The organism is Brevibacillus schisleri (genome assembly GCF_055685845.1).
In genome coordinates this window covers 387,203-407,500 of sequence record NZ_JBVNDM010000001.1, presented here as the reverse complement: position 1 = coordinate 407,500, position 20,298 = coordinate 387,203, and the positions used below count along the sequence as shown (strand labels likewise).

Below are 20,298 nucleotides of genomic sequence, written 5' to 3'. Positions count from 1 at the left end.
GCCTTCCCTGCAAAGCCAATCAAGCCGTTGATCGAAGCCATATTGATGATACGGCCATGGCCTTGTTGCTTCATAATGGGGAACACGTGTTTAATCGCAACAAAAGGCGCTGTCAGCATAATACTGAGCATTTGTTCAAATTTTGCAGTCGGAAACTCTTCTATTGGTGAGACAAATTGCAATCCGGCATTATTCACTAAGATATCGAGTCTGCCAAAAATTTGGACTGTCTGCTGGATGCACGCCTGCATTTGTACCTCGTCAGTAACATTACAACCAAAGCTGATTGCTTCGTGACCTTCCTTCTGCAATTGGGCTGCTGCTGCTTCCGCTGCTTCCCCATTCAAGTCCAGTATGACGACCCTCGCCCCTTCCTCGGCAAACGTCCGGGCAATCTCCAATCCAATACCGCTTGCAGCCCCTGTTACTACTGCTACCTGTTGCTCCAACAACTTCTCCATATCCTACTATCTCCTCTCCTGATCCTCATTTTCTCTGTCTATAAAATCACTGATCTTTGATGAAAATTAGAAAATAGACACGGCAAATGCCAGAATGAACACGACAGCTGTTTTCAAAACCGTAATCGCGAAGATGTCTTTGTACGATTGACGATGAGTCAAACCAGTAATCGCGAGCAGTGTAATGACCGCTCCGTTATGTGGCAATGTGTCCATACCACCGGAAGACATCGAGGCAATACGGTGCAGTAACTCAGGGCTGATTCCCACAGCACTTGCCATCTCCAGATACTGCTTACCCATAACCTCCAGCGCGATCGACATACCGCCCGACGCTGAGCCTGTCACACCTGCCAGTACGTTTACAGCCAGTGCCTCAGAAACCAACGGATGGTCACTTGCTCCCATAATCCAGCCTTGGATGAGCTTGAAGCCCGGCAGTGTTTTCACAACGTTTCCGAATCCAACTTCGGAAGCAGTATTGAAGATCGCCAAGAGAGAACCCATCGCGGCAGCAGTCAAGCCACTCGCCAGCTTGTTTTTGACTTGCTTCACATTGATTAAAAGCGCGGCAATGATTCCAAGACAGAGCGAAATAATCAATGACCAAGAGGATACGACGTTTTTCACTTTCTCAATCTTAAATGATTCTTTGAGGATCGCTGGATCGTACCACGTCTCTACTGTCCAAATCCCTCTACTGAACATATAGTTACCCACGAGCACCAACGCCAGCGGGAGAATCGCGACCCAGATATTCATGTAGGATTCATTTTTGATCAACTCTGGTTCATTCGTATGTCCCTCGCCGTAGCCTTCCCCAGCCGCGACAGCTTGCTTGCGTCTGCGCTCCAGCCATAGCATCCCGCCAATGAAAACGAGAATGGCGCCAATCGTTCCAACAACAGGTGCAGCATAAGCATCCGTACCAAAATAAGTCGTAGGAATGATGTTTTGAATTTGTGGTGTACCTGGCAAGGCGTCCATCGTATACGTAAAAGCCCCGAGCGCAATTGTCCCTGGAATGAGACGCTTCGGAATGTTGGCTTCACGGAAAATCGCAGCGGCAAACGGATACACAGCAAATGCCACAACGAACAGGGAAACTCCGCCATACGTCAAAATCGAACATGCCAGAACGACAGCCAAGATCGCACGATTGGAGCCAAGCGCCCTCACAATTGTGTGGGCAATGGATGAGGCGGCACCGCTCAACTCCATGACTTTCCCGAAAATGGCACCCAGTAAGAAAATAGGGAAGAATGATTTCACATAGTTTGCTGCATTCGTCATGAAGGTTTCTGTGTAGCTCGGCAGCAGAGAGATCCCGGAAAGGACAACGGCCAACAGCGTGAAAATAGGGGCAAACACGATAACAGGATAGCCCCGATACGCAAAAAACATCAGCAGGCCGAGCGAAACCAAGATGGATAACACTTCGATGATCATAGAATTCTCCTTTCAATTTCTCCTCCGCTTTACAGAGGAAATTGTGTGGATTCACTTGAAGAAAACGCTTTCAAATCTAATTCAAATGCACGTACCATGCCAACCCCAGCCGATTCCAGAAAAATCGTTCAACCATACCCCTTCATCGTGCCTGGAGTGTTAGGGTGCAGATGATAGCGCTTGCATTTTTTCCGAAATTCCGGAATTTTTTGTCCGGTTTTATGGAATCTAGCAAAAATTCGCCCACACTTTAGGGAATCTGCTCAGGGAAGGCTATTGGGTTTTTACCGGAGACCATCTTACTCTATTCCAGAAAACCGGAATCTACCAAAACGCTATTACTTCAGATGAAAAAAGCCGCGAACTTGGCTCAACGCCACATCCCCGACTTATACACGCCTCGTGCTACTGGTACTTCTCCCACTTTTCGTAAAAGCTGGACTTGCTGATCTGCAACAACTTGGCGGCGTTAAGCTTGTTTCCCCCTGCTTGCTGCATCGCTTGACGAAGCGCTTCCTGTTCAGCCTCTTCCAAGACTTGTTTCAATGGTCGAACGGCATGAGTTGGAACCGACAAGAATTCGTGCGTCCCTTCGTCAGATACAGGCAGCCAAATATGCTCCTTTTTCAAGATATCGTCTTCCATTAGATGCAGGGCTCGTTCTAGCACGTTTTTCAACTCCCGTACATTGCCTGGCCAGGAGTAGCCACGAAGTACGTGCCATACCTCTTCATCAATGGCCCTGACCGCAACGCCAGTGGACTCGCCAAGCTGTTTGAGCAGATTCGAAACCAGCTCCGGCAAATCCTCCAGACGCTCGCGCAACGGAGGAATCGAGAGTGACACGACATTCAATCGATAATAGAGGTCTGCCCGAAACTTTCCTTCCTTGATGCTTTGAAGCATATCCGAATTCGTGGAAGCGATCACCCGCACATCGATTGGCGTCGTTCTTACAGCACCTACCCGCTCGACTTCTTTTTCCTGCAACACACGCAGTAGCTTGGCTTGCAGCGGCAACGGCATGTCCCCGATCTCATCCAACAAAATGGTTCCGTGGTTGGCCAGCTCGAACTTTCCTTTTTTTCCGCGGCGAACAGCCCCGGTAAACGCACCTTCTTCATAGCCAAACAGCTCTGATTCCAGCAAAGAATCCGGAATAGCGGCACAATTCACCCGAATGAAAGGACCCATTTTGCGCTTGCTCTCGGCATGAATGGCGTGGGCAAACAACTCCTTGCCCGTCCCGCTTTCGCCCGTGATGAGCACAGTCGAATCGCTTTTCGCAACTTTCTGAGAAAACTTTTTAAGCTCCTGCAGCTTCTGGCTGTACCCAACGATTTGGTCAAAGTGATAGGTAGCCCCCATCCGCCGCCGCAGCTCTTTCTTATAATAGGTCAATTCATCCTTCAGCTGAGCAACCATCGCAGCCAAGGCAGTGAGCTCTTGCACATCTTGGAACAGCACGGTTCCCAAAACCGCAATCACTTTTCCTTCGTCCATGATCGGGATGCGATGCGCAATCATGTTCTGTCCTTTTATTTGCTGAATGTCGGCGATCTCGGCAACGCCAGCCTGACCGACAATATGCATCCGCGTGTTTTCGATGACATCCGTCACTGGTTGTCCAATCACGTCCTGTACATTAAGAAATTCCCGATAGCTCCGATTCAATAAGAGTATTTTTCCGTCTTTGTCCGTTACGATCATCGGTTCATGGGCATTTTCAAAAACGACCTCAAGCAATTTGCTCATCTGCTGGAGATTCCAATCCAAAACCGGCTCCCCCTTTGTCTGAATGCGGTTGTGTAAAAATTATACAGGAACGATCAGAGGAGGTGTTGTAATTGCTTGACCAATCGCTTGGGAGCCGCGCACATATAGCCTTCCCGTATGTAATCTTCAATTTCATCATAGCTCGTCACGTTTTTGTCCAGAATCGAAACCCAGCCGTGATGACCGATGTACGGTGTCTTGTAAAAATGCTCCTGTGCAAGCAAAATCTCTTGGGTCGTCTTCAGCACCTTCACAGAAAAGGAGGGGCCTTCAGTGCCCCCCTCTCCCAAGATGACAAACGGCTTATCGTTTACCCGAAACGATGTATGTCCAAAAGCGTCTACCTGCTCCGTTACCTCTGGCAACCGCATCGCCAGCTCACGAACAGCAGCTACCATCTTTAAGCCTTCTATAGAAGAGATCTGTTCGTGCACCATCTGGTCTAAGCCTCCCTTTGCTTCCAAACGCTCATGTACCAGTCTGTTCTGTACTTTGCACCACGTTTCCTTCTCTCATACGATAAAGCGGCAAAATAAAGCTGAGACCAATGATCATCAGGAATGCAGCGATCCCGTATATAACTGCGAGCGGAAGATACAGCTTCAATACTCCCGTAATACTCATCATGACGACCATGGAGCCTGTAAACAACGGGGTCAGTATGCCATTCACCCGACCGATAAAGGTACTCTCTGTGTTTTTAAGCAGCATGGTGTTGATCCCGATTTGAATGGAGGGCAAGAGCAATCCCGCAATGAACTGGGCAACAAGCGTCAGCCACAGATTCGTGGACATCCCGCAAATCGCTACTGCGATCGCATTCCCAAGAAGTCCCATAACTAATAGCTTTTGCGGTGGAATCGTTTTGGAAGCAGCCATCGTCATGGCCCCTCCGGCAATCATCCCCACACCTTGGGCGGTAATTAACCATTGCAGGCTTTCTTTTGGCAATTGTAGTTGCTCGGTCACGATAAAAATCCCAAGCGGCTGAATCATTCCCAATGAGAATCCTACAGCTAAAAAGCAAAAGCCAAGCATTGACAGCACGCGACTGGAGAACACATAACGAATCCCGCTGACCATCTCCCCAAGCAGTGCCGTTTCTTGCTGCTCTTCTTTCTCGACACGATCTGGCGGCAACAAATACAGGACACCCGCCGCTGCGAGGAACGCAACTGCCGTGATGACCATAGCAACCTCCATCCCCCATTGCTGGAACACAAACGTACCGACAATCGGACCAAATACCATAAAGATCGCGAAAATAGTCTGGTACGCCGACATTCCTACCTGAAGCTGTTCACCAGGTACATGCAGCTTGAACAGCTTCATACCGGACGGTTGGGAAAACTGAGAGAGAATGGCTGAAATTAGTGTGGCAAAAAAGATGGCCTTCCACGAGCCGAAAACGAAGGTAAGCAGCACTCCGACAACCGATAGAGCACTGAGCACCTCACACCAGACCATCGTTTTTCTCGGTTGCCAGCGATCGGCAAACGTACCAGCAAGAAAGGAAAACAGAAAGATTGGCGCATACTCTGCCACAGAAATTATGGAGACAGCAAACGGATCGCCTCCTGTATGATCCATCACATAGAGCAGAATCGCCATGTTGCGCACCCATACTCCGATTTGCAACAGAACTGCTGATAACAAAATAGCCCTGACATAACGATTTTTCAAAACATTTGACATAAAAAAGCCTCCTTATCCATTGCGATCTGGACAGGAGGCTACGCATATTATCGTCAAAAAGACATAGAAACCCTTTGGTGAGTCTAAAAAGGATCTACCATCTATTCGCCAATATGCACATACTACCCCTATCCAAAAACGCATCGATTTATCCGATTGGTTTTGTGGAAATGGAGTTAGCAGATCATCGGCTTAATGGTCACCCTTTCTTGTAGAATGACCCAAGGGTACCACAAAAAGTAATCCTGTGACAAGAAAAATTCACTTGATCTTGTCCTATGCCTTGTCTACAAGTGTGATGCGCTCTGCTGCTGGAATGCGTGGCTGTGCGTTAGGGATCGCGGCTGGATAACCGATATGCAGGTTCCCCAGCACCTTTTCACCTGGTCGAATGCCCATCGCTTCACGGAATTCCGGCTCGTGAATCCACGGGTACGTCTCCCATGTCAGACCGATGCCTTTTTCCCACGCCAGCAAGCTAAAGTTATGAATGACAATGCTGGTCGAAGCGAAATCGTCCTGACGCATGATCAGGTTCGGACTTTCTTCCATAATGACCGTCATCAGCATCGGAATCGCCATAATTTTATTGTAAAACTTCTCGCCGACTTCTTTCTTTTTCGACGGATCAATCTCCCGCTTCTCCTTCATGATTCGCACGGCCTCGGCGATTCTTTTCTTGCCTTCCCCGTACGAGACAATAAAGCGCCACGGTTGTGTCATGTGATAATTCGGCGCCCACACGGCTGTATCCATCAGTTCTGTAACCAGCGCAGGGTCTACCTCCCGATCTGTAAAGCGATGAATTGAGCGACGCTCTCTAATCAATTTGGTCAGTTCCATTTCTGTCTCCTCCTTCTCATTCCAGAGCCATTGCAACGCCCCAGGAAATCTGGCGCTTGCATATTTGCTCAAATGATCCGCCCCTTCGTCCATGAACAGGACGAGCTGATCTGCTGTGAAGCCGCTATCAGCCAATATCTGATGGGCTTCTTTTGTCAGCGGGACCATTTGTTTCTGGATGTTTTGTTTTTTAGCACCTTCCTTACTGCCAACATCCATGTAGATGCGCAGCCCGGGATGGTACATTTTCTTTTCCCGCATAAACGGAACCATGCCCTCATACCAGTACGATCCCGAGATGCTGCCGATTTTCGTGAAAACATCCGGATATTGGTGCGCAGCGTACATCGAAATCAAGCCACCCAGCGAAAATCCGATAATCCCTGTTTTTTCGGGCCTAGGGTCTGTCCTGTATTTGCTGTCGATATACGCCTTACATTCATTGGCAACGTAAGAAAGATACGCATCTCCCTGCCCGCCAAAATCAATGTTGCGCTCAGATGAGATCGCTTTGGAAAACCAGGGCGTATAGTCATCCCTGCGGTTTCCTGGTTGGATGCCGACGAGAATCAGCTCAGGAATTTTCCCCTCTGCAAACTTATCTTCGATTGCATCGAGGGCAGTACTAAACGCAGGATCAAACAAGTCACCGCCATCATGGACATACATGACGGGAAAACGGGACGTACTCTTGTCGTAGGATGGGGGCAAATATACGAGCAGTGCTCGGTGATGGCATACGTCTGCAAGCAATTGTCCTTTCACAATTTGCACGTCCCCTCTTTATTTTTTTCTTCTACTCAGTAGATAGAAGAAATACGGTACACCGATGATCGAAATGACGATACCCACAGGCAGTTCAATGGGCGTGAACACAGTTTTGGAGATAAAGTCAGCTGCCACGACCATAAGCATCCCGATTGTTCCCGACAAGGGAAGAGCATACCTGTGCTGGATTCCCGTCAAACGCTTCGCAATATGCGGTGCCATCAAGCCAACGAATCCGATGCCCCCGGAAACCGAGACACACGCGCTCACGATCCCGATACTCGACAGCAGGAGAATATTGCGCTCCTTTTCCACGGACACACCCAGGTTTTTGACGGATTCCTCGCTCAGTTGAAGCAAATCGAGAATATGCACCTTGCGCATCAAAACAGGAATGAGTATGACTAGCCATGGCAACATCCCTGCAATATGCGTCCAGTTGGCACTCCAAATACTGCCTGAGAGCCACACGGTTGCCATTTCAAAATCGTTTGGATTCATTTTTAACGAGAGATACAGCGATACAGCACCTAATCCGGAACCAATGGCGATCCCCACCAAAATCAGTCGCTGTGGATCAAGCGCTCCGTTACGCCAGGCAAAGAGGTAAATCAGTCCAGCCGCAAGCAATCCGCCTGTCAAACCGAACAAAGGCATGGCCATGATGGAATACCAGCTCGCCTCCATAAATTGTCCACCGAAGAAAAACATAAAGGCGACGATAGCGGCTCCTGCCCCAGCATTAATGCCCAAAATCCCCGGATCAGCCAGCCCGTTACGGGTGATCCCCTGAATGACGGTACCAGCAACCCCCAAGCCAAAGCCGACCGATGCCGCAATAACGATCCGCGGCAGGCGAAAATCGAAAATAACCAAATCAAATTCCGCTACAGGATCCATACGCAATAACGTTCGGATGACATCCATCACCGTCATGTCAAATACGCCGTTGGTCAGGCTGATATAAATCGCCAGCAAAATCAAGGCAATGTTGACGAGTAACAGCAAACGAAATCTAGCTTTTCGATCAGGCATGCTTTCCCCCTCCTCTCTTGTAAATCAAATAGAGGAAGAACGGAACGCCGATAAAGGCCGTCACCACACCGATTGGAGTCTCAAAAGGACTGTTCATAAATCGGCTAAGAACGTCCGACAAGGCCAGAAAAATGCTGCCTAGTAATCCTGCACATGGAATGATCCATCGATAATCGAGACCTACCAAAAAGCGGGTAATATGCGGAATAATTAGCCCGACAAAAGCGATTTTTCCTGCCAACGCTACGGAAATGCCTGTGAGAATGACAACAGCAGTCGTTGCCAGCACTTTAACCATCACCGTTCTCTGTCCGAGGCCGCGAGATACTTCGTCGCCCAAGGACAAGATCGTAATCGATTTGGACAAAAGAAGTGCTATGACAATACCGACGATGGCAAAAGGAACCGCCAGTTTCACCAATTCAGGCTCCAGGAGATGCAGCCTTGCATTGTACCAAAAGCTGACGTTTTGCGAGACTTGAAAATAAGTAGAAATCGCGGCTGAAATACTGCTCAGAAAGGTACCGGTAATCGTACCGATGACCGCCATCCCTACTGGCGTCAAGCCGTTCGGCAATAGTCGGGAAAAAGCGAGTACCATCGCAACCGCAAGTGCTGAACCGATCAAGGACATCGTAATCATCGTGACACTCGTAGCGGATGGAATGAAAACCATGCAAAGGGTAACAGCAAAGACCGAACCATCAGACACGCCCATAATAGAGGGGGACGCGAGGTAATTCCTCGTCATCCCCTGCATCAACGCTCCTGATATCGCTAAGAACGCTCCAATCATGAGTGCGCCCAAGACCCTCGGCAAACGAGAGTGCATGACAATTTGATGATCGACATTCCCTTCATCAAAGGCAAAGAAAGCTTGATAAATCGTCCCCGCATCAATCGGCTTGGCCCCGTAATGAATGGAGAGCAAGATTGTAAGCAGGATCACTACTGGCGAAACAGCTAGTATGATCATGGAAGTTGCTTTTTTGGATTGCATAGCTTACCCTCGCCCACCTTTACTTGGCAGACAATTTTTCTACAGCCGCCTTCAGGAATTGTGCTTTGCTCCAAGCAGTACCGCCTTGTGCGAGAGGATCAACCACGTTTACGTAAACATTGCCGTTTTTCACTGCATTCACGCTCTTCCAAATCGGGTTGCTCTGCAAATCTTCCAATGCGTTTGGCTTGTCTTTATTCTCATCTGGAGAGAACTGGATGAACAGGTAGTCCGGGTTGATCTGAGTGAACTTCTCCATGGAGATGATTTCTTGTGCCTTCGCTGCTTTTACTTCTTCAGGTGCAGTCAAACCAAGGTCTGCGTACAGAGCTGGGTTGAAGAACACTTTCTCTGGATAGATGTTGATGTTTCCTTGGCGCAGACGGATTACGAGTACTTTTTTATCCTTTATGCCGTCGCCCAGTTTTGCTTTCGCCGCTTCAATCCCTGATTTGTATTCATTGAGCGCTTTTTCTGCCTCAGCTTGTTTGCCAGTCAACTCCCCCAGCAATTGCAGGTTCGCTTCCCAGTTGGTCGAAATGTGGGACACAGGGAAGGTAGGCGCAATCTTGTTCAATTTCTCAGCCATCTCGGGCGGGAATTTACTGCTTCCCAGAATGACATCAGGCTTCAAGGACAGGATGGTTTCCAGGTTCGGTTGGATTTTTTCTCCGATGGATGTGGCTTCGCCCGTAATCGGTGCAAACATCTCCGGGAATTTACCTCCTACAGAAATCGCTCCTACTGGTTTCACGTTCAGTACCAGCGAATCTTCCATGGACTCCATGCTGCCTACAATGGCGATCCGCTCTGTTTTGCTAGGAACGGTATATTCTTTATCCAAATATTTGATTGTGCGTGTCTCTGCTTTATTCGCTTCATCCGCCGGCTTTTCTGCTGTAGCTGTTGTCGCAGGTGCTGTAGTAGGTGCAGTCGTGTTATTCACTGCTTCTTTTCCTCCGCCGCACGCTGTCAGAGCCAATGTCAGCGCTGCAATACTCAAGCCTAGGTATATCTTTTTCATTCTTGAAAGACCCCTCTCAGAAATGTAATGTTTCACCCCGTCCGAGTGATAACGATTATCATTCGTGATTATAAAGCATCCACTCCTGCCCGACCATGGACGAAATCCAGAATCAACATGGACGATCTCCTGAAAACAATCTCACACTCTCTTCCACGATCCGTTCATGAGCCGTTGCCGAGTATTCTCGCCAAGGGTCTGATGTAATGACATGCGCCCGATTGTTGCGGACTGCTTCGATCTCTTGCCATGGTCCCGATGCTTTCAAGGCCTGGAAGCATGCCAGCGTTTCGGCCTCTTGGCAAACCAGCAGCAGCAAGCGATCAGGCGCGAGCGCAGCCAATTCCTGTGCGGTCACAAGCTGGTCGTACTCGTTCTGCTTCGAGACAAAAGCAGGTTTGACTTGCAGATCCTGAAAAAACACTTCATTCATACTGCGATTGCAGTGGACATATAGCTGGTTTTTCAAAACCCGCACGATGAGCACCGTTTCATCGCCCAGAACCTGTTGAAGCTTTGTCCGGGCCCGCTTCACCTTTTTCTCATACTCGCAAAGCCAATGACTGGCTTCCACGGACTCACCCAAAAAGTCTGCCATGAGCTGTAATTGTTCTTTCCATCCCCGCTCTTCAAAGGGAACATACAACGTGGGCGCAATCTCGTTGAGTTGCTCCTGTTCCTGCAAGCTCGTCTCGTCCAAGCCAATGATGACGTCCGGCTTGGCATCGCGAAGCATTTCAATGTTGGCTTTCCAATTCTGATTAATTCGAAATGCGCTCAGATGTACCGTGATATCGTTTCGATAGCTGTGATGATAGTAAGCCGTCCATTTCGGGTGCAGTGGCGCCGCGTAAGGAATCATTTTCAAAGCCAGTAAATGCCCGATGATGGTCGAGCCGTACGCCGCAATTTTTCGTTGGCGGCTTTTCATATAGAGAGTGGGTGAAACACCGACAGCTTTCTTGAATTTTCGACTAAAGTAAAACTCGTCGTTGTAGCCCACTTGATGAGCGATATCGCGCAGCTTGGCATGCGACTGCACCATCATCTGCTTCGCCCGGCTAATGCGAAGCTCTGCCAAATAGTCCATAGCTGAGACGCCATACGTTTTTTTGAACAGATCGCCGAAATATTTTGGACTCACCTCTGCGATGCGAGCCAGCTGTTCAATCGTCACATTTTCCGAGTAATGCTCTTCCATATGTGCGCGTGCCTGCTCCAGCGCCATTCCAGAATCTGTGGCCGAGAAGTGAGCATGCTTGACGATGTGGTACCATAGCTCTTGAAAAGTATGTTGGCCTCGAAAACGCTCGAGCGCCGTCTCCTGCTTCCATAGATTCTGGATCAAATCACAATAGACAGGCAGCTGCCCTGCCGATTGGACAGAGATCTCTCCCCGAAAAGGAAACAGATCCTTTTCCCGAAGGGCTTGGAAGCGCCGATGTCTGTCTCTCGTTTCCATAAAGACATCAAACCGAAGCATGTACATCTCCAAATGATCAGCCGAATCAGGGACGATGCCAAACGTAAGCATAGGAGGACACACGTAAATCGCATCCTGCCGCAATTGGTACTCCTCGTTCTCCAGACGCAGCCGCCCTCGTCCCCCGGTTACGACCAGCAAAATATGCGAATGAGTGAATTGTTGGCGTAATCGGTCATATCCTTTTGCTTTGAGCCATGTAATGTCACGCAGCTTGAAAATGGCTTCTGCCATGGTCTTCTCTGTGAATTGTTGAACCAAGGCTTGTGTTTCGTTCATGTTCTCACCTCTGCCCGATCCTCTATGTAGATAGTGATAATAATTCTCATTATCATCGATAGAGAAAGTATATCAAAAGTGACGCTTGCTTCCTATCAGGAATATTTATTGGAATTGAACCGATAACTTGAACGTGGTATGGTACGTACCGATAGAAAGGGAACGACGGGAGGGAGTGCCCTGGACGCAAGGTGCTCAAGTATTTACGACGATTTATCAACTGAAACGATTCAACATAACGGAGTGAAATTGAAGATATGAAACAATATGTTCTACCTTTTGTCTCTAGCCTCATGGCGATTACTTTTGTAACAGGGTGCACCTCTGCCTCTGAGCAATTGACGGTAAAAGATCCTACCCCATCTACAACGGAAACCACAGGGATGTCTCATGCTGATGCAACAAAAGGCGAAAAGCCAGCGGATGATTTGCTCAAGCAGTTTACCGTACTAGCTGCACAAGCCAAGGAAGCGAATGAGCTAACTGCCTTTTTGGATCAGCATCTGGCGAAAACGGACACGAAAACTGCCGATCAATTATTTTTTGCACTTGATCAGTATTATGAAAAACATCTGCCCACGATAAACGATAACTTCAAGGCTCTTCTCGCCCAGCCTGGAAACGCGGAAAAGCTGTATGCCTTGCAATACCCTTACGATTTCAACAAGCTAGAAGGCGATGACAGTTTCAAACAATGGCTCCTCAATCAAACAGAGGGCGGACTCGTCTTAAAGGCAACGAACGACATGTCTTTTTACTGGCAAGTGGATTACAAAGCACTGCAAAAATATGCTGCTTCGCTCGATGAGGAAGGGAAGGACTACTTGTCCATTCAAGAAACGGAAACGGTCAAACCGTATTTGGGTGACGGCGGGTTGCAAATCACGCGGGCCGAGCTCGGACCCAGAATGGTTGAAGTCGAAGAGTATTTGGTCAACTACCGCAGTAGCCCACGTGCAGTGAAGCTCCGTACGCTTTATATCGACTACCTCAAAACATATTTGTCTGATTACCGTTATGATGCCATTGACGTAGCAACAATGAAACTGCTCCCGGCCGTCACGGAAGAGTATCAGAACTTTGCCAAGAAATATGAGGCTACGAAAACAGGACAGATCGTCAAGGATTACTTGAGCGAGGTCGCTAAAAACAAGGACGTGGTCTTTGAACCCGGCAAGCCTGGTGAAAGTATCATTGGAGAACGAAAGCCGAACCTTAGTCAGTTCTTGAATGGGCTCGAGGTGCGGATTGCTCATACGATGAATCCTTAAAAAACAAGCGGTTTGCGTGGCTGTAGTGGAGGAGAGGGAACAGGAGAAAACGACTCAGCTTCTAGGACCACCCACTGGGGATTGACTGGCGACTCCATGCAAAAAGCGAAACCGCGTCCAAAGTGGTCCAATCTGGAAGTATCTCAGAGGTGGACGCTTAAGGGCGTGTTTCGCTTTTTGCATTACGTCTCGGTCGGTGTCCCTAAGATCTTCGCTGTTTTCTCCTGTTCCCTCTACAAGCTGCTTGTTTTTTTCGGTAGTTGATAAAAAATGGAAAGACCTTTATTGTTCTACCGCGGAAGTCTCGAACAGATAAAAAATGTAATCGGAGGAAGCTCCCGCGTGACCCATTTGTCTAAGCATGGCGGAGATATTGCCTCGGTGATAGGTTCCGTGGTTGGCGACGTGCTGGACGATGTCTGCATAACGAGCATGAACCGTGCCTAATGCCGGGTGCGTATAAGGCGCGGTGTCCTCCATCGAGATTTGCCCGAAGAAGTCTCTGAACTGCTGGGCTGATTCGGCAAACAGTTTTCGCAGCTCGTGTACGTTTTTCCCTTTTAATTCCTGCAAGAGAACCCCAACTTTTGGTCCTACCTCTTCGTAGCTCTCCCCCTTCATGGCCAACAACCAAACATAATCCGTTTTGAGAATGTGAGCCAACGTCTGGGTGATGGTCGGAAACACACTGGGAACCTCCTGCTCACTTACTCCCTCTGGTACCTCCTGCAACCGCTTAAATACCTTTTCGTTTGCCCATACATGGTATTCGTACAAACGCAATGCTTCATGCTTCATATTCAATCTGCCCCCATTCCCTTTTTCCATCTCTTCTTTGCTTTCAATATAAATCAACTCTGCTGACAAAAATGGTCAGTGATATCAAGTCGACTGATAAAAAAGAAATAAATCGGCAGCGATGGCAGCCAATCGCTCTTTTACAAAAGCTGGCTCTTCCACTTGAATGGATTTTCCGTATGGCAAAAGATAATGAGGAAGGATCGAATGGGCCATTTGCTCATCTACTTGAAAAATCACCTGTGCTTCGCTGCGTTCCATCACAGTATGTCCGAGATACCAATGCCTACACAAATCAGCGAGTGACTGTGGCCTTCCTTTGATTTTTATCAAAATGGTGTTGCCCTGCTTGTCTGCCTCCGGCAGTAAATTCGAGAGAAAAAAATGGCGCGCAGAAAATTCAGGAGGGCGTTGGAAGCTGCCTTCTGTACGTTGGATCTCATGAACACGATCTGCACGAAAACTGCGAATGGTACTACGGAGATGGCAATAAGCAACGATATACCAGTTTCCCTTCCAATAAACGAGACCGTATGGATCGATATGACGCAACTGTCTCGTTGTCTGGTAGGCTTTCTGATACTCGATCGAAAGGGTGTACCCGTTGGCAACAGACAGCTCCAGTTCCTGTAGAGTAGACTCGAGAGAAGGATCAACAGGAGGTTGGATCACCTCGAAGCCGATACTATGTCGGTCAATCGCGTCACGCTGCTCTTCATTTGTGTAACGTTTTAGCTTGGAAATGGCTCGGTGTAAATCTGCTCCGAAGGGATAACCGGTCTCTTGGGCAAAAGCCGCTGCATGAATCAGGGCTTTTTGTTCGTTGAGGTCGAAAAACAACGGAGCCTCATTAAATTGCTGAAGTAAACTGTAGCCACCGTTGTGTCCAGCATCAGAAATGATCGGTACACCGCTCGCACACAGTGAGTCGATATAGCGATAAACGGTACGAATATTAATCTCGAGAATCTCTGCCAATTGCTTGGCTGTCATTCGCTTGCCGGTCTTCAACAGCCACAAAATGGAGAGCATATTATCGGCTTTGGACATGTTCTGATTCGCTCCCCCGAAAGAAATCTTCTGATTCTACTAATTACCACAGATTTCAATCCATTTCCTCTATCTACCCCTTCTCCTTTTCTCGACAGGATCAGTTCTTTCACGATAAGCTGCCAGTTGAAACATGGCGGAAACGGTTGAGAAGGTATATTTCTGCTCACTTAACACCTCAATAATATAGGGCAAGGCGTCCATACTCCCCTTTAGCGTGTCTTTCGTACCGCCAGCAGAATGTTGAAGCACGACTGCGCCTGGTGTGACATGTCCCAAGATGTTTCTTGCGACCTGTGGACCGGTGAGACCTTTCCAATCCCAACTATCTATATCCCACAAAATCATTTCGTAGTCGCTCGCCGCAAGTAGCTGGATGACCTCCTCATTCACTGCTCCATATGGCGGCCGAACCATCCGAGGTCTCACACCTACTACCTTTTCGATCTGATCTGAGGTACGTTCTACCTGCTCATGAACAGCCAACAGAGGGATTTTCGTAAAATCTGGGTGATCCCAGCTATGGTTTCCAACAATGTGCCCTTCCTTTACGATCCGCTCCAGTGTTTTCGGGTTGTACTTCACCATTTGCCCCACGCAGAAGAAAGTGGCCTTTACCTGATAGTGAGCGAATATGTCTAACACACGAGGCGTCCACAACTGATCCGGTCCATCATCAAAAGTGAGTGCGATTTCCTTGAGCCCATTGAGCTTGTTCACAAGCGTTACCCTCCCATAAGCCAGTATTCTGCTGCTTTGATGCATAGTATGACTGGGCTATCATTTGGTAACGCTAAATCAACCGCTATTCTGGGCTTTTGGCAAAATGGAAGAAGATACGGCATGAGTATGCAACGCAGAAAAAAATTTTTTAACAACGGTTAATGAATATAGTATAATAGTGATAATGATTTTCATTTTCGCAAAAATTTATACTAGTGCGTATTCAAAAAGTCAACTTTTTGAACTACCTCTATTAGAGAGAGCGTTGGATATACATGGAGGGTTAATCACGACAAAGCATGCTCGAAAGGGATGATTATATGGGAAAAGTTTTAGAAGTAAAAGATTTGCATGTGTCATTCGATACGTATGCAGGTGAAGTCAAAGCGGTACGTGGCGTCTCCTTCGATCTGGAAAAAGGAGAAACGCTGGCGATTGTTGGTGAATCTGGTTCCGGTAAATCCGTCACTTCCCAAGCACTTATGCGCCTCATTCCTTCTCCTCCTGGACGCATTCCAAAAGGGCAAGTTCTTTTTGAAGGAAGAGATTTGGTTACGCTTTCCGAAAAAGAAATGCAGGATGTTCGCGGTCGCGATATCTCAATGATCTTCCAAGACCCGATGACTTCCTTGAATCCGACGATGACTATCGGGAACCAAATCATGGAGAGCTTCATCAAGCACCAAAAGCTGAACCGTGCAGACGCCCGCAGCCGTGCTATTGAACTTTTGGAAATGGTAGGGATTCCCTTCGCCAAAGAACGTGTCGATCAATACCCGCATCAGTTTTCTGGTGGGATGCGCCAACGGATTGTCATTGCCATCGCATTGGCCTGCAATCCCAAAATTATCATCGCCGATGAGCCGACAACTGCTCTCGACGTATCGATTCAAGCGCAGATTTTGGAGTTGCTGAAGGAATTGCAAAAGAAGATGGGTACCTCGATCATCTTTATTACGCATGACCTCGGTGTAGTTGCGAACATGGCAGACCGTGTCGCGGTTATGTATGCAGGAAAAATTGTGGAAATCGGTAAAGTCGACGAAATTTTCTACGACCCTAAACATCCTTATACATGGGGTCTATTAGGTTCCATGCCTAGTCTCGATTCCAGCGATGACGAGCTGATGTCCATTCCTGGATCGCCGCCTGACATGTTCAAACCACCTGTAGGTGATGCTTTCGCGGCTCGTAACCCATTTGCGTTGAAGGTCGATCTGGAATATGAACCACCGATGTTCAAAATCTCCGATACGCACTATGCGGCAACATGGCTCTTGCATGAAATGGCACCTGACATCAAACCGCCTGCTTCGGCTGTGAGACGAAAAGTCAATTCTGATGAGGCAACTGAGGCTCCTGTAAGCACGAAAAAAACGTTCAACTACGAGAATCGCGAGAAGCTGGTTGAAGTCAAGGATTTGAAACAGCATTTTGACCTCGGGAATGGTCATACGCTGAAAGCGGTAGATGGTATCACCTTCGACATCTACAAAGGGGAAATCTTCGGCCTTGTGGGTGAATCCGGTTGCGGTAAATCGACCACAGGACGCACTATCCTTCGCCTGTACGATGCAACTGGCGGAGAGGTCTTGTTCAATGGACAAAGTGTACACGGGAAGAAAACACTCGAAGAAAAGAAATGGCTCAACCGCAAAATCCAGATGATTTTCCAGGACCCGTACTCATCGTTGAATCCACGTCTGACTGTATCTGATATTATTGCGGAAGGTCTGGACATTCATCGTCTGGCGAACAAGGAAGCACGCATCGCCAAGGTACACGAACTGTTGGAAACCGTCGGCCTCAACCGCGAGCACGCAAACCGTTACCCACATGAATTCAGCGGCGGACAGCGCCAACGGATCGGGATTGCACGTGCATTGGCTGTTGATCCGGAGTTCATCATTGCCGATGAACCGATCTCTGCTCTCGACGTGTCCATTCAGGCGCAGGTCATAAACCTGCTCAAACGCCTGCAAAAAGAAAAAGGCCTGACCTATCTGTTCATCGCCCATGACCTGTCCATGGTTAAATACATCAGTGACCGCATTGGTGTTATGTACCGCGGACGTATCGTGGAGCTGGCAGAAAGTAATCGCCTGTACGAGAATCCGATTCATCCGTACACCAAATCGTTGCTCTCGGCAATTCCGTTGCCAGACCCGGATTATGAGCGCAACCGCAAGCGCATCGTTTTCGATGATCAGGAATATTTGCGAGATCAAGGGGAAGAACGCGTCTTGCGTGAAGTGGAGCACGGTCACTTTGTCGCTTGCACCCAGAAAGAATTTGAAAGATACGGCGGCGTCTTGGTGTAAACCTATGCAAAAGAAAAGGGAGAGAGCTTCGACAGCTCATCTCCCCTTTTTTATTTAGCCTTTCATACGCAAGAGTCTCATGCTGTTTAAGATGACCAGCAAAGCGGCTCCCGTGTCACTGAGCACTGCCAGCCACAAGGTTAGATAGCCGGGGAATATCAGCACGAGTGCAATCAGCTTCACGATGATCGAAAACCAGATGTTTTGCTTGATAATCGTGAGTGCTTTTCTGCTGATCTTCATCGTGTGCGGCAGCTTTTCGAGATTGTCAGCCATCAGTACGATATCCGCGGTTTCCATTGCCGTATCAGTACCTGCTCCACCCATCGCAATCCCCAAGTCAGCTGATGCAAGAGCAGGCGCATCATTGATCCCGTCACCCACCATGGCGACGACCTTGCCTTCTTGCTGTAGTCGCTTGACCGCTTCTACCTTATCTTGTGGCAACAGCTCTGCAAAATAGCGATTGACGCCTGTCTGACTCGCTACTTTTTTCGCCGTACCCGTATTGTCACCGGTCAGCATCACGATGTCTTCGATTCCCGCAGCCTTAAGCTTGCCAATGGCACTAACCGTAATCTCCCGAATGGTGTCGGCAACGGCAATCATCCCGATCAATTTCGTTGCGGTACCAATAACCACCAGTGTATGTCCCTCACTCTGCAACGACTCGATTTTCGTTTGCCATGCCGAGAGATCGATTCCCAGCTCTTGAAACAGGGCGGGCTTTCCTGCATAAAATGTTTCGGTTCCGATGACAGCGCTCGCCCCTTTTCCGACGATCGCCTTGAAATCTTGCCCACTCTGGGAAGCAATCTGCTTTTGTTTCGCATAGGTGAGAATCGCTAGTGCAATCGGATGGGAAGAACGCTCTTCAATCGTTCTGGCGATCGACACTACGTCGTCCTCGCTTCCCTCCATCTCGATAACCGCCGCAACCTGTGGTTTTCCTTCCGTCAATGTGCCCGTTTTATCGAAAGCAATTGCGGTAATCGCTCCTGCCTTTTCCAAAAACGTACCGCCCTTGATCAGGACGCCGTTTCTCGCGGCATTTCCAATCGCGGACACAATCGCAACGGGCGTAGAAATGACCAGTGCGCACGGGCAAGCAACGACCAGCAGTTCAAGCCCTCTGTAAAACCATTCTCCCCAGGTACCGAGTCCGAGTAATGGCGGGAATACGATCACGAACAAAGCAAGCACGAGCACGATTGGCGTGTAGATCGCAGCGAATTTGTCGACGAACGCCTGAGTAGGCGCTTTTTTCTCCTGCGCTTCCTCCACGAGATGAATGATTCTGGCAATCGCTGTATCTTCCACCAGCTTTGTTACCTTGATCTCCACCGCGCCACTTTCGTTAACACTCCCTGCAAAAACACTGTCGCCGACCAGCTTATCTACGGGAATCGATTCACCTGTAATCGGGGCCTGATTGACGCTAGATGTCCCATGTACGATGACACCATCCAGCGGGATTTTCTCTCCCGGCTTCACTACGATGACTTGACCAACAGTGATGTCCTCAACTGGTTTGCGGGTAAGAGACTCCCCCACCTTGACCCATGCTTCAGGCGGAGCCAAATCCATCAGATTGCGTATGGAGTCGCGCGTTTTTTCAATCGACTTGGTCTGCAGCAAGTTTCCGATGGAAAAGAGCCAGACTACCGTTGCGCCCTCCAGCCACTCACCGATTAATGCGGCTCCAACAGCCGCAACAGACATCAATACGTTCATATCCAGTGAACCGCTTTTCATCGCGTAAAAAGCACTGCGTGCAGGTCGGTAGCCGCCGCTTATGATCGACAACGCATAGAGAACAGTAACGACCAGCGGAGGTATGCCAGACGATAAGGAACCTAGAAAACCGAGAGCCAACAATACACCAGAAATCACCGTCAGCGTCGTCCCTGCTCGATCCGTTTTCGGAACTGCTTTGGCCGTGCGCCTCGTAAGTAGCATGGCACTATATCCGGCCTTTGCGACTTCCTTTACCACCGCGTCTTCTCCTAGCCCATCCGCGACGAGCTGCATTTTACCCGTGGAAAAGTTCACGTTTACCTCTTTTACGGCAGGCAACGTCTGCATATGCTTTTCAAGCGATTTGGCGCACGAACTACAATCCATACCTATAACGCGATAGACAACAGCCTGTGAAGAAAGAATGCCTGGGCTTTCAGTTGCCGCAGCCGCAGGCTCGAGAACCGTGAGAATTTTACCAGCATGCTTATGCTCACTGCCGCATTGATGCCCACTGCAACACTCATCTTTTTTTCGTTCTTCTGCCATCTGTTTTCACCTTTTTCCAAGCATCTATTTTGCCCA

16 protein-coding genes (1 of these 16 running past the window's edge) are annotated in these 20,298 nt (G+C 48.6%); 2 read left to right on the top strand and 14 right to left on the bottom strand.

What is annotated here, in order from left to right:
- The 10 genes from ACUUHJ_RS02220 to ACUUHJ_RS02175 form a co-directional block, all read right to left on the bottom strand.
- On the bottom strand, positions 1–461 hold the 5' portion of the coding sequence (locus ACUUHJ_RS02220; RefSeq protein ID WP_012684101.1) for a 3-hydroxybutyrate dehydrogenase. It extends 325 nt beyond the left edge of the window; the window shows 461 of its 786 coding nt (coding positions 1–461); the start codon lies at positions 459–461; its stop codon lies beyond the left edge, outside the window.
- Positions 462–527: 66 nt separating this feature from the next.
- Positions 528–1,910: a GntP family permease gene (locus ACUUHJ_RS02215; protein WP_289675781.1), complete on the bottom strand. Its 1,383-nt coding sequence runs from the start codon at positions 1,908–1,910 to the stop codon at positions 528–530.
- Positions 1,911–2,315: 405 nt separating this feature from the next.
- Positions 2,316–3,686, bottom strand: a complete 1,371-nt coding sequence (locus ACUUHJ_RS02210; protein ID WP_472298167.1) for a sigma-54 interaction domain-containing protein — start codon at positions 3,684–3,686, stop codon at positions 2,316–2,318.
- Positions 3,687–3,739: 53 nt separating this feature from the next.
- Positions 3,740–4,123 (bottom strand): MmcQ/YjbR family DNA-binding protein, encoded by a 384-nt coding sequence (locus ACUUHJ_RS02205; protein WP_289675779.1) that lies wholly within the window; start codon positions 4,121–4,123, stop codon positions 3,740–3,742.
- Between the two features lie 31 nt (positions 4,124–4,154).
- A complete protein-coding gene (locus ACUUHJ_RS02200; RefSeq protein WP_472298166.1) occupies positions 4,155–5,381 on the bottom strand; it encodes an MFS transporter in 1,227 nt (408 codons plus the stop codon).
- A gap of 276 nt (positions 5,382–5,657) precedes the next feature.
- Entirely contained in the window at positions 5,658–6,989 is a 1,332-nt protein-coding gene (locus ACUUHJ_RS02195; protein WP_472298165.1) for an alpha/beta hydrolase-fold protein, read from the bottom strand.
- Between the two features lie 18 nt (positions 6,990–7,007).
- Positions 7,008–8,027: a FecCD family ABC transporter permease gene (locus ACUUHJ_RS02190; protein WP_472298164.1), complete on the bottom strand. Its 1,020-nt coding sequence runs from the start codon at positions 8,025–8,027 to the stop codon at positions 7,008–7,010.
- Positions 8,020–9,027 carry a FecCD family ABC transporter permease gene (locus ACUUHJ_RS02185; RefSeq protein ID WP_173627685.1) on the bottom strand — a complete coding sequence of 336 codons (1,008 nt, stop codon included), beginning with the start codon at positions 9,025–9,027 and terminating at the stop codon, positions 8,020–8,022. The genes ACUUHJ_RS02190 and ACUUHJ_RS02185 overlap by 8 nt, the downstream gene beginning before the upstream one ends.
- A gap of 19 nt (positions 9,028–9,046) precedes the next feature.
- On the bottom strand, positions 9,047–10,051 hold the full coding sequence (locus ACUUHJ_RS02180) for an iron-hydroxamate ABC transporter substrate-binding protein (RefSeq protein ID WP_289675771.1): 1,005 nt from the start codon (positions 10,049–10,051) through the stop codon (positions 9,047–9,049).
- 112 nt (positions 10,052–10,163) lie between these two features.
- Positions 10,164–11,813 (bottom strand): ABC transporter substrate-binding protein, encoded by a 1,650-nt coding sequence (locus tag ACUUHJ_RS02175; protein WP_472298163.1) that lies wholly within the window; start codon positions 11,811–11,813, stop codon positions 10,164–10,166.
- Between the two features lie 257 nt (positions 11,814–12,070).
- On the opposite strand from ACUUHJ_RS02175, the gene ACUUHJ_RS02170 reads away from it, so the two are divergent.
- Positions 12,071–13,084, top strand: coding sequence for an ATP-binding protein (locus ACUUHJ_RS02170; RefSeq protein WP_472298162.1), 1,014 nt, complete (start codon positions 12,071–12,073; stop codon positions 13,082–13,084).
- Between the two features lie 282 nt (positions 13,085–13,366).
- Here the strand turns inward: ACUUHJ_RS02170 and ACUUHJ_RS02165 are convergent, their stop codons facing one another.
- From ACUUHJ_RS02165 to ACUUHJ_RS02155, 3 genes are all read right to left on the bottom strand, one after another.
- On the bottom strand, positions 13,367–13,882 hold the full coding sequence (locus tag ACUUHJ_RS02165) for a DinB family protein (RefSeq protein WP_087349222.1): 516 nt from the start codon (positions 13,880–13,882) through the stop codon (positions 13,367–13,369).
- Between the two features lie 84 nt (positions 13,883–13,966).
- Positions 13,967–14,932, bottom strand: coding sequence for a helix-turn-helix transcriptional regulator (locus ACUUHJ_RS02160; protein WP_289675763.1), 966 nt, complete (start codon positions 14,930–14,932; stop codon positions 13,967–13,969).
- 69 nt (positions 14,933–15,001) lie between these two features.
- Positions 15,002–15,652, bottom strand: coding sequence for a polysaccharide deacetylase family protein (locus tag ACUUHJ_RS02155; protein ID WP_472298161.1), 651 nt, complete (start codon positions 15,650–15,652; stop codon positions 15,002–15,004).
- A gap of 323 nt (positions 15,653–15,975) precedes the next feature.
- Between ACUUHJ_RS02155 and ACUUHJ_RS02150 the strand changes: the two genes are divergently transcribed.
- A complete protein-coding gene (locus tag ACUUHJ_RS02150) occupies positions 15,976–17,976 on the top strand; it encodes an ABC transporter ATP-binding protein (RefSeq protein WP_472298160.1) in 2,001 nt (666 codons plus the stop codon).
- 54 nt (positions 17,977–18,030) lie between these two features.
- On the opposite strand, the gene ACUUHJ_RS02145 is transcribed toward ACUUHJ_RS02150, so the two are convergent.
- Complete coding sequence (locus tag ACUUHJ_RS02145; RefSeq protein WP_472298159.1) at positions 18,031–20,262, bottom strand: heavy metal translocating P-type ATPase; 2,232 nt, start codon at positions 20,260–20,262, stop codon at positions 18,031–18,033.
- Between the last annotated feature and the right edge of the window lie 36 nt (positions 20,263–20,298).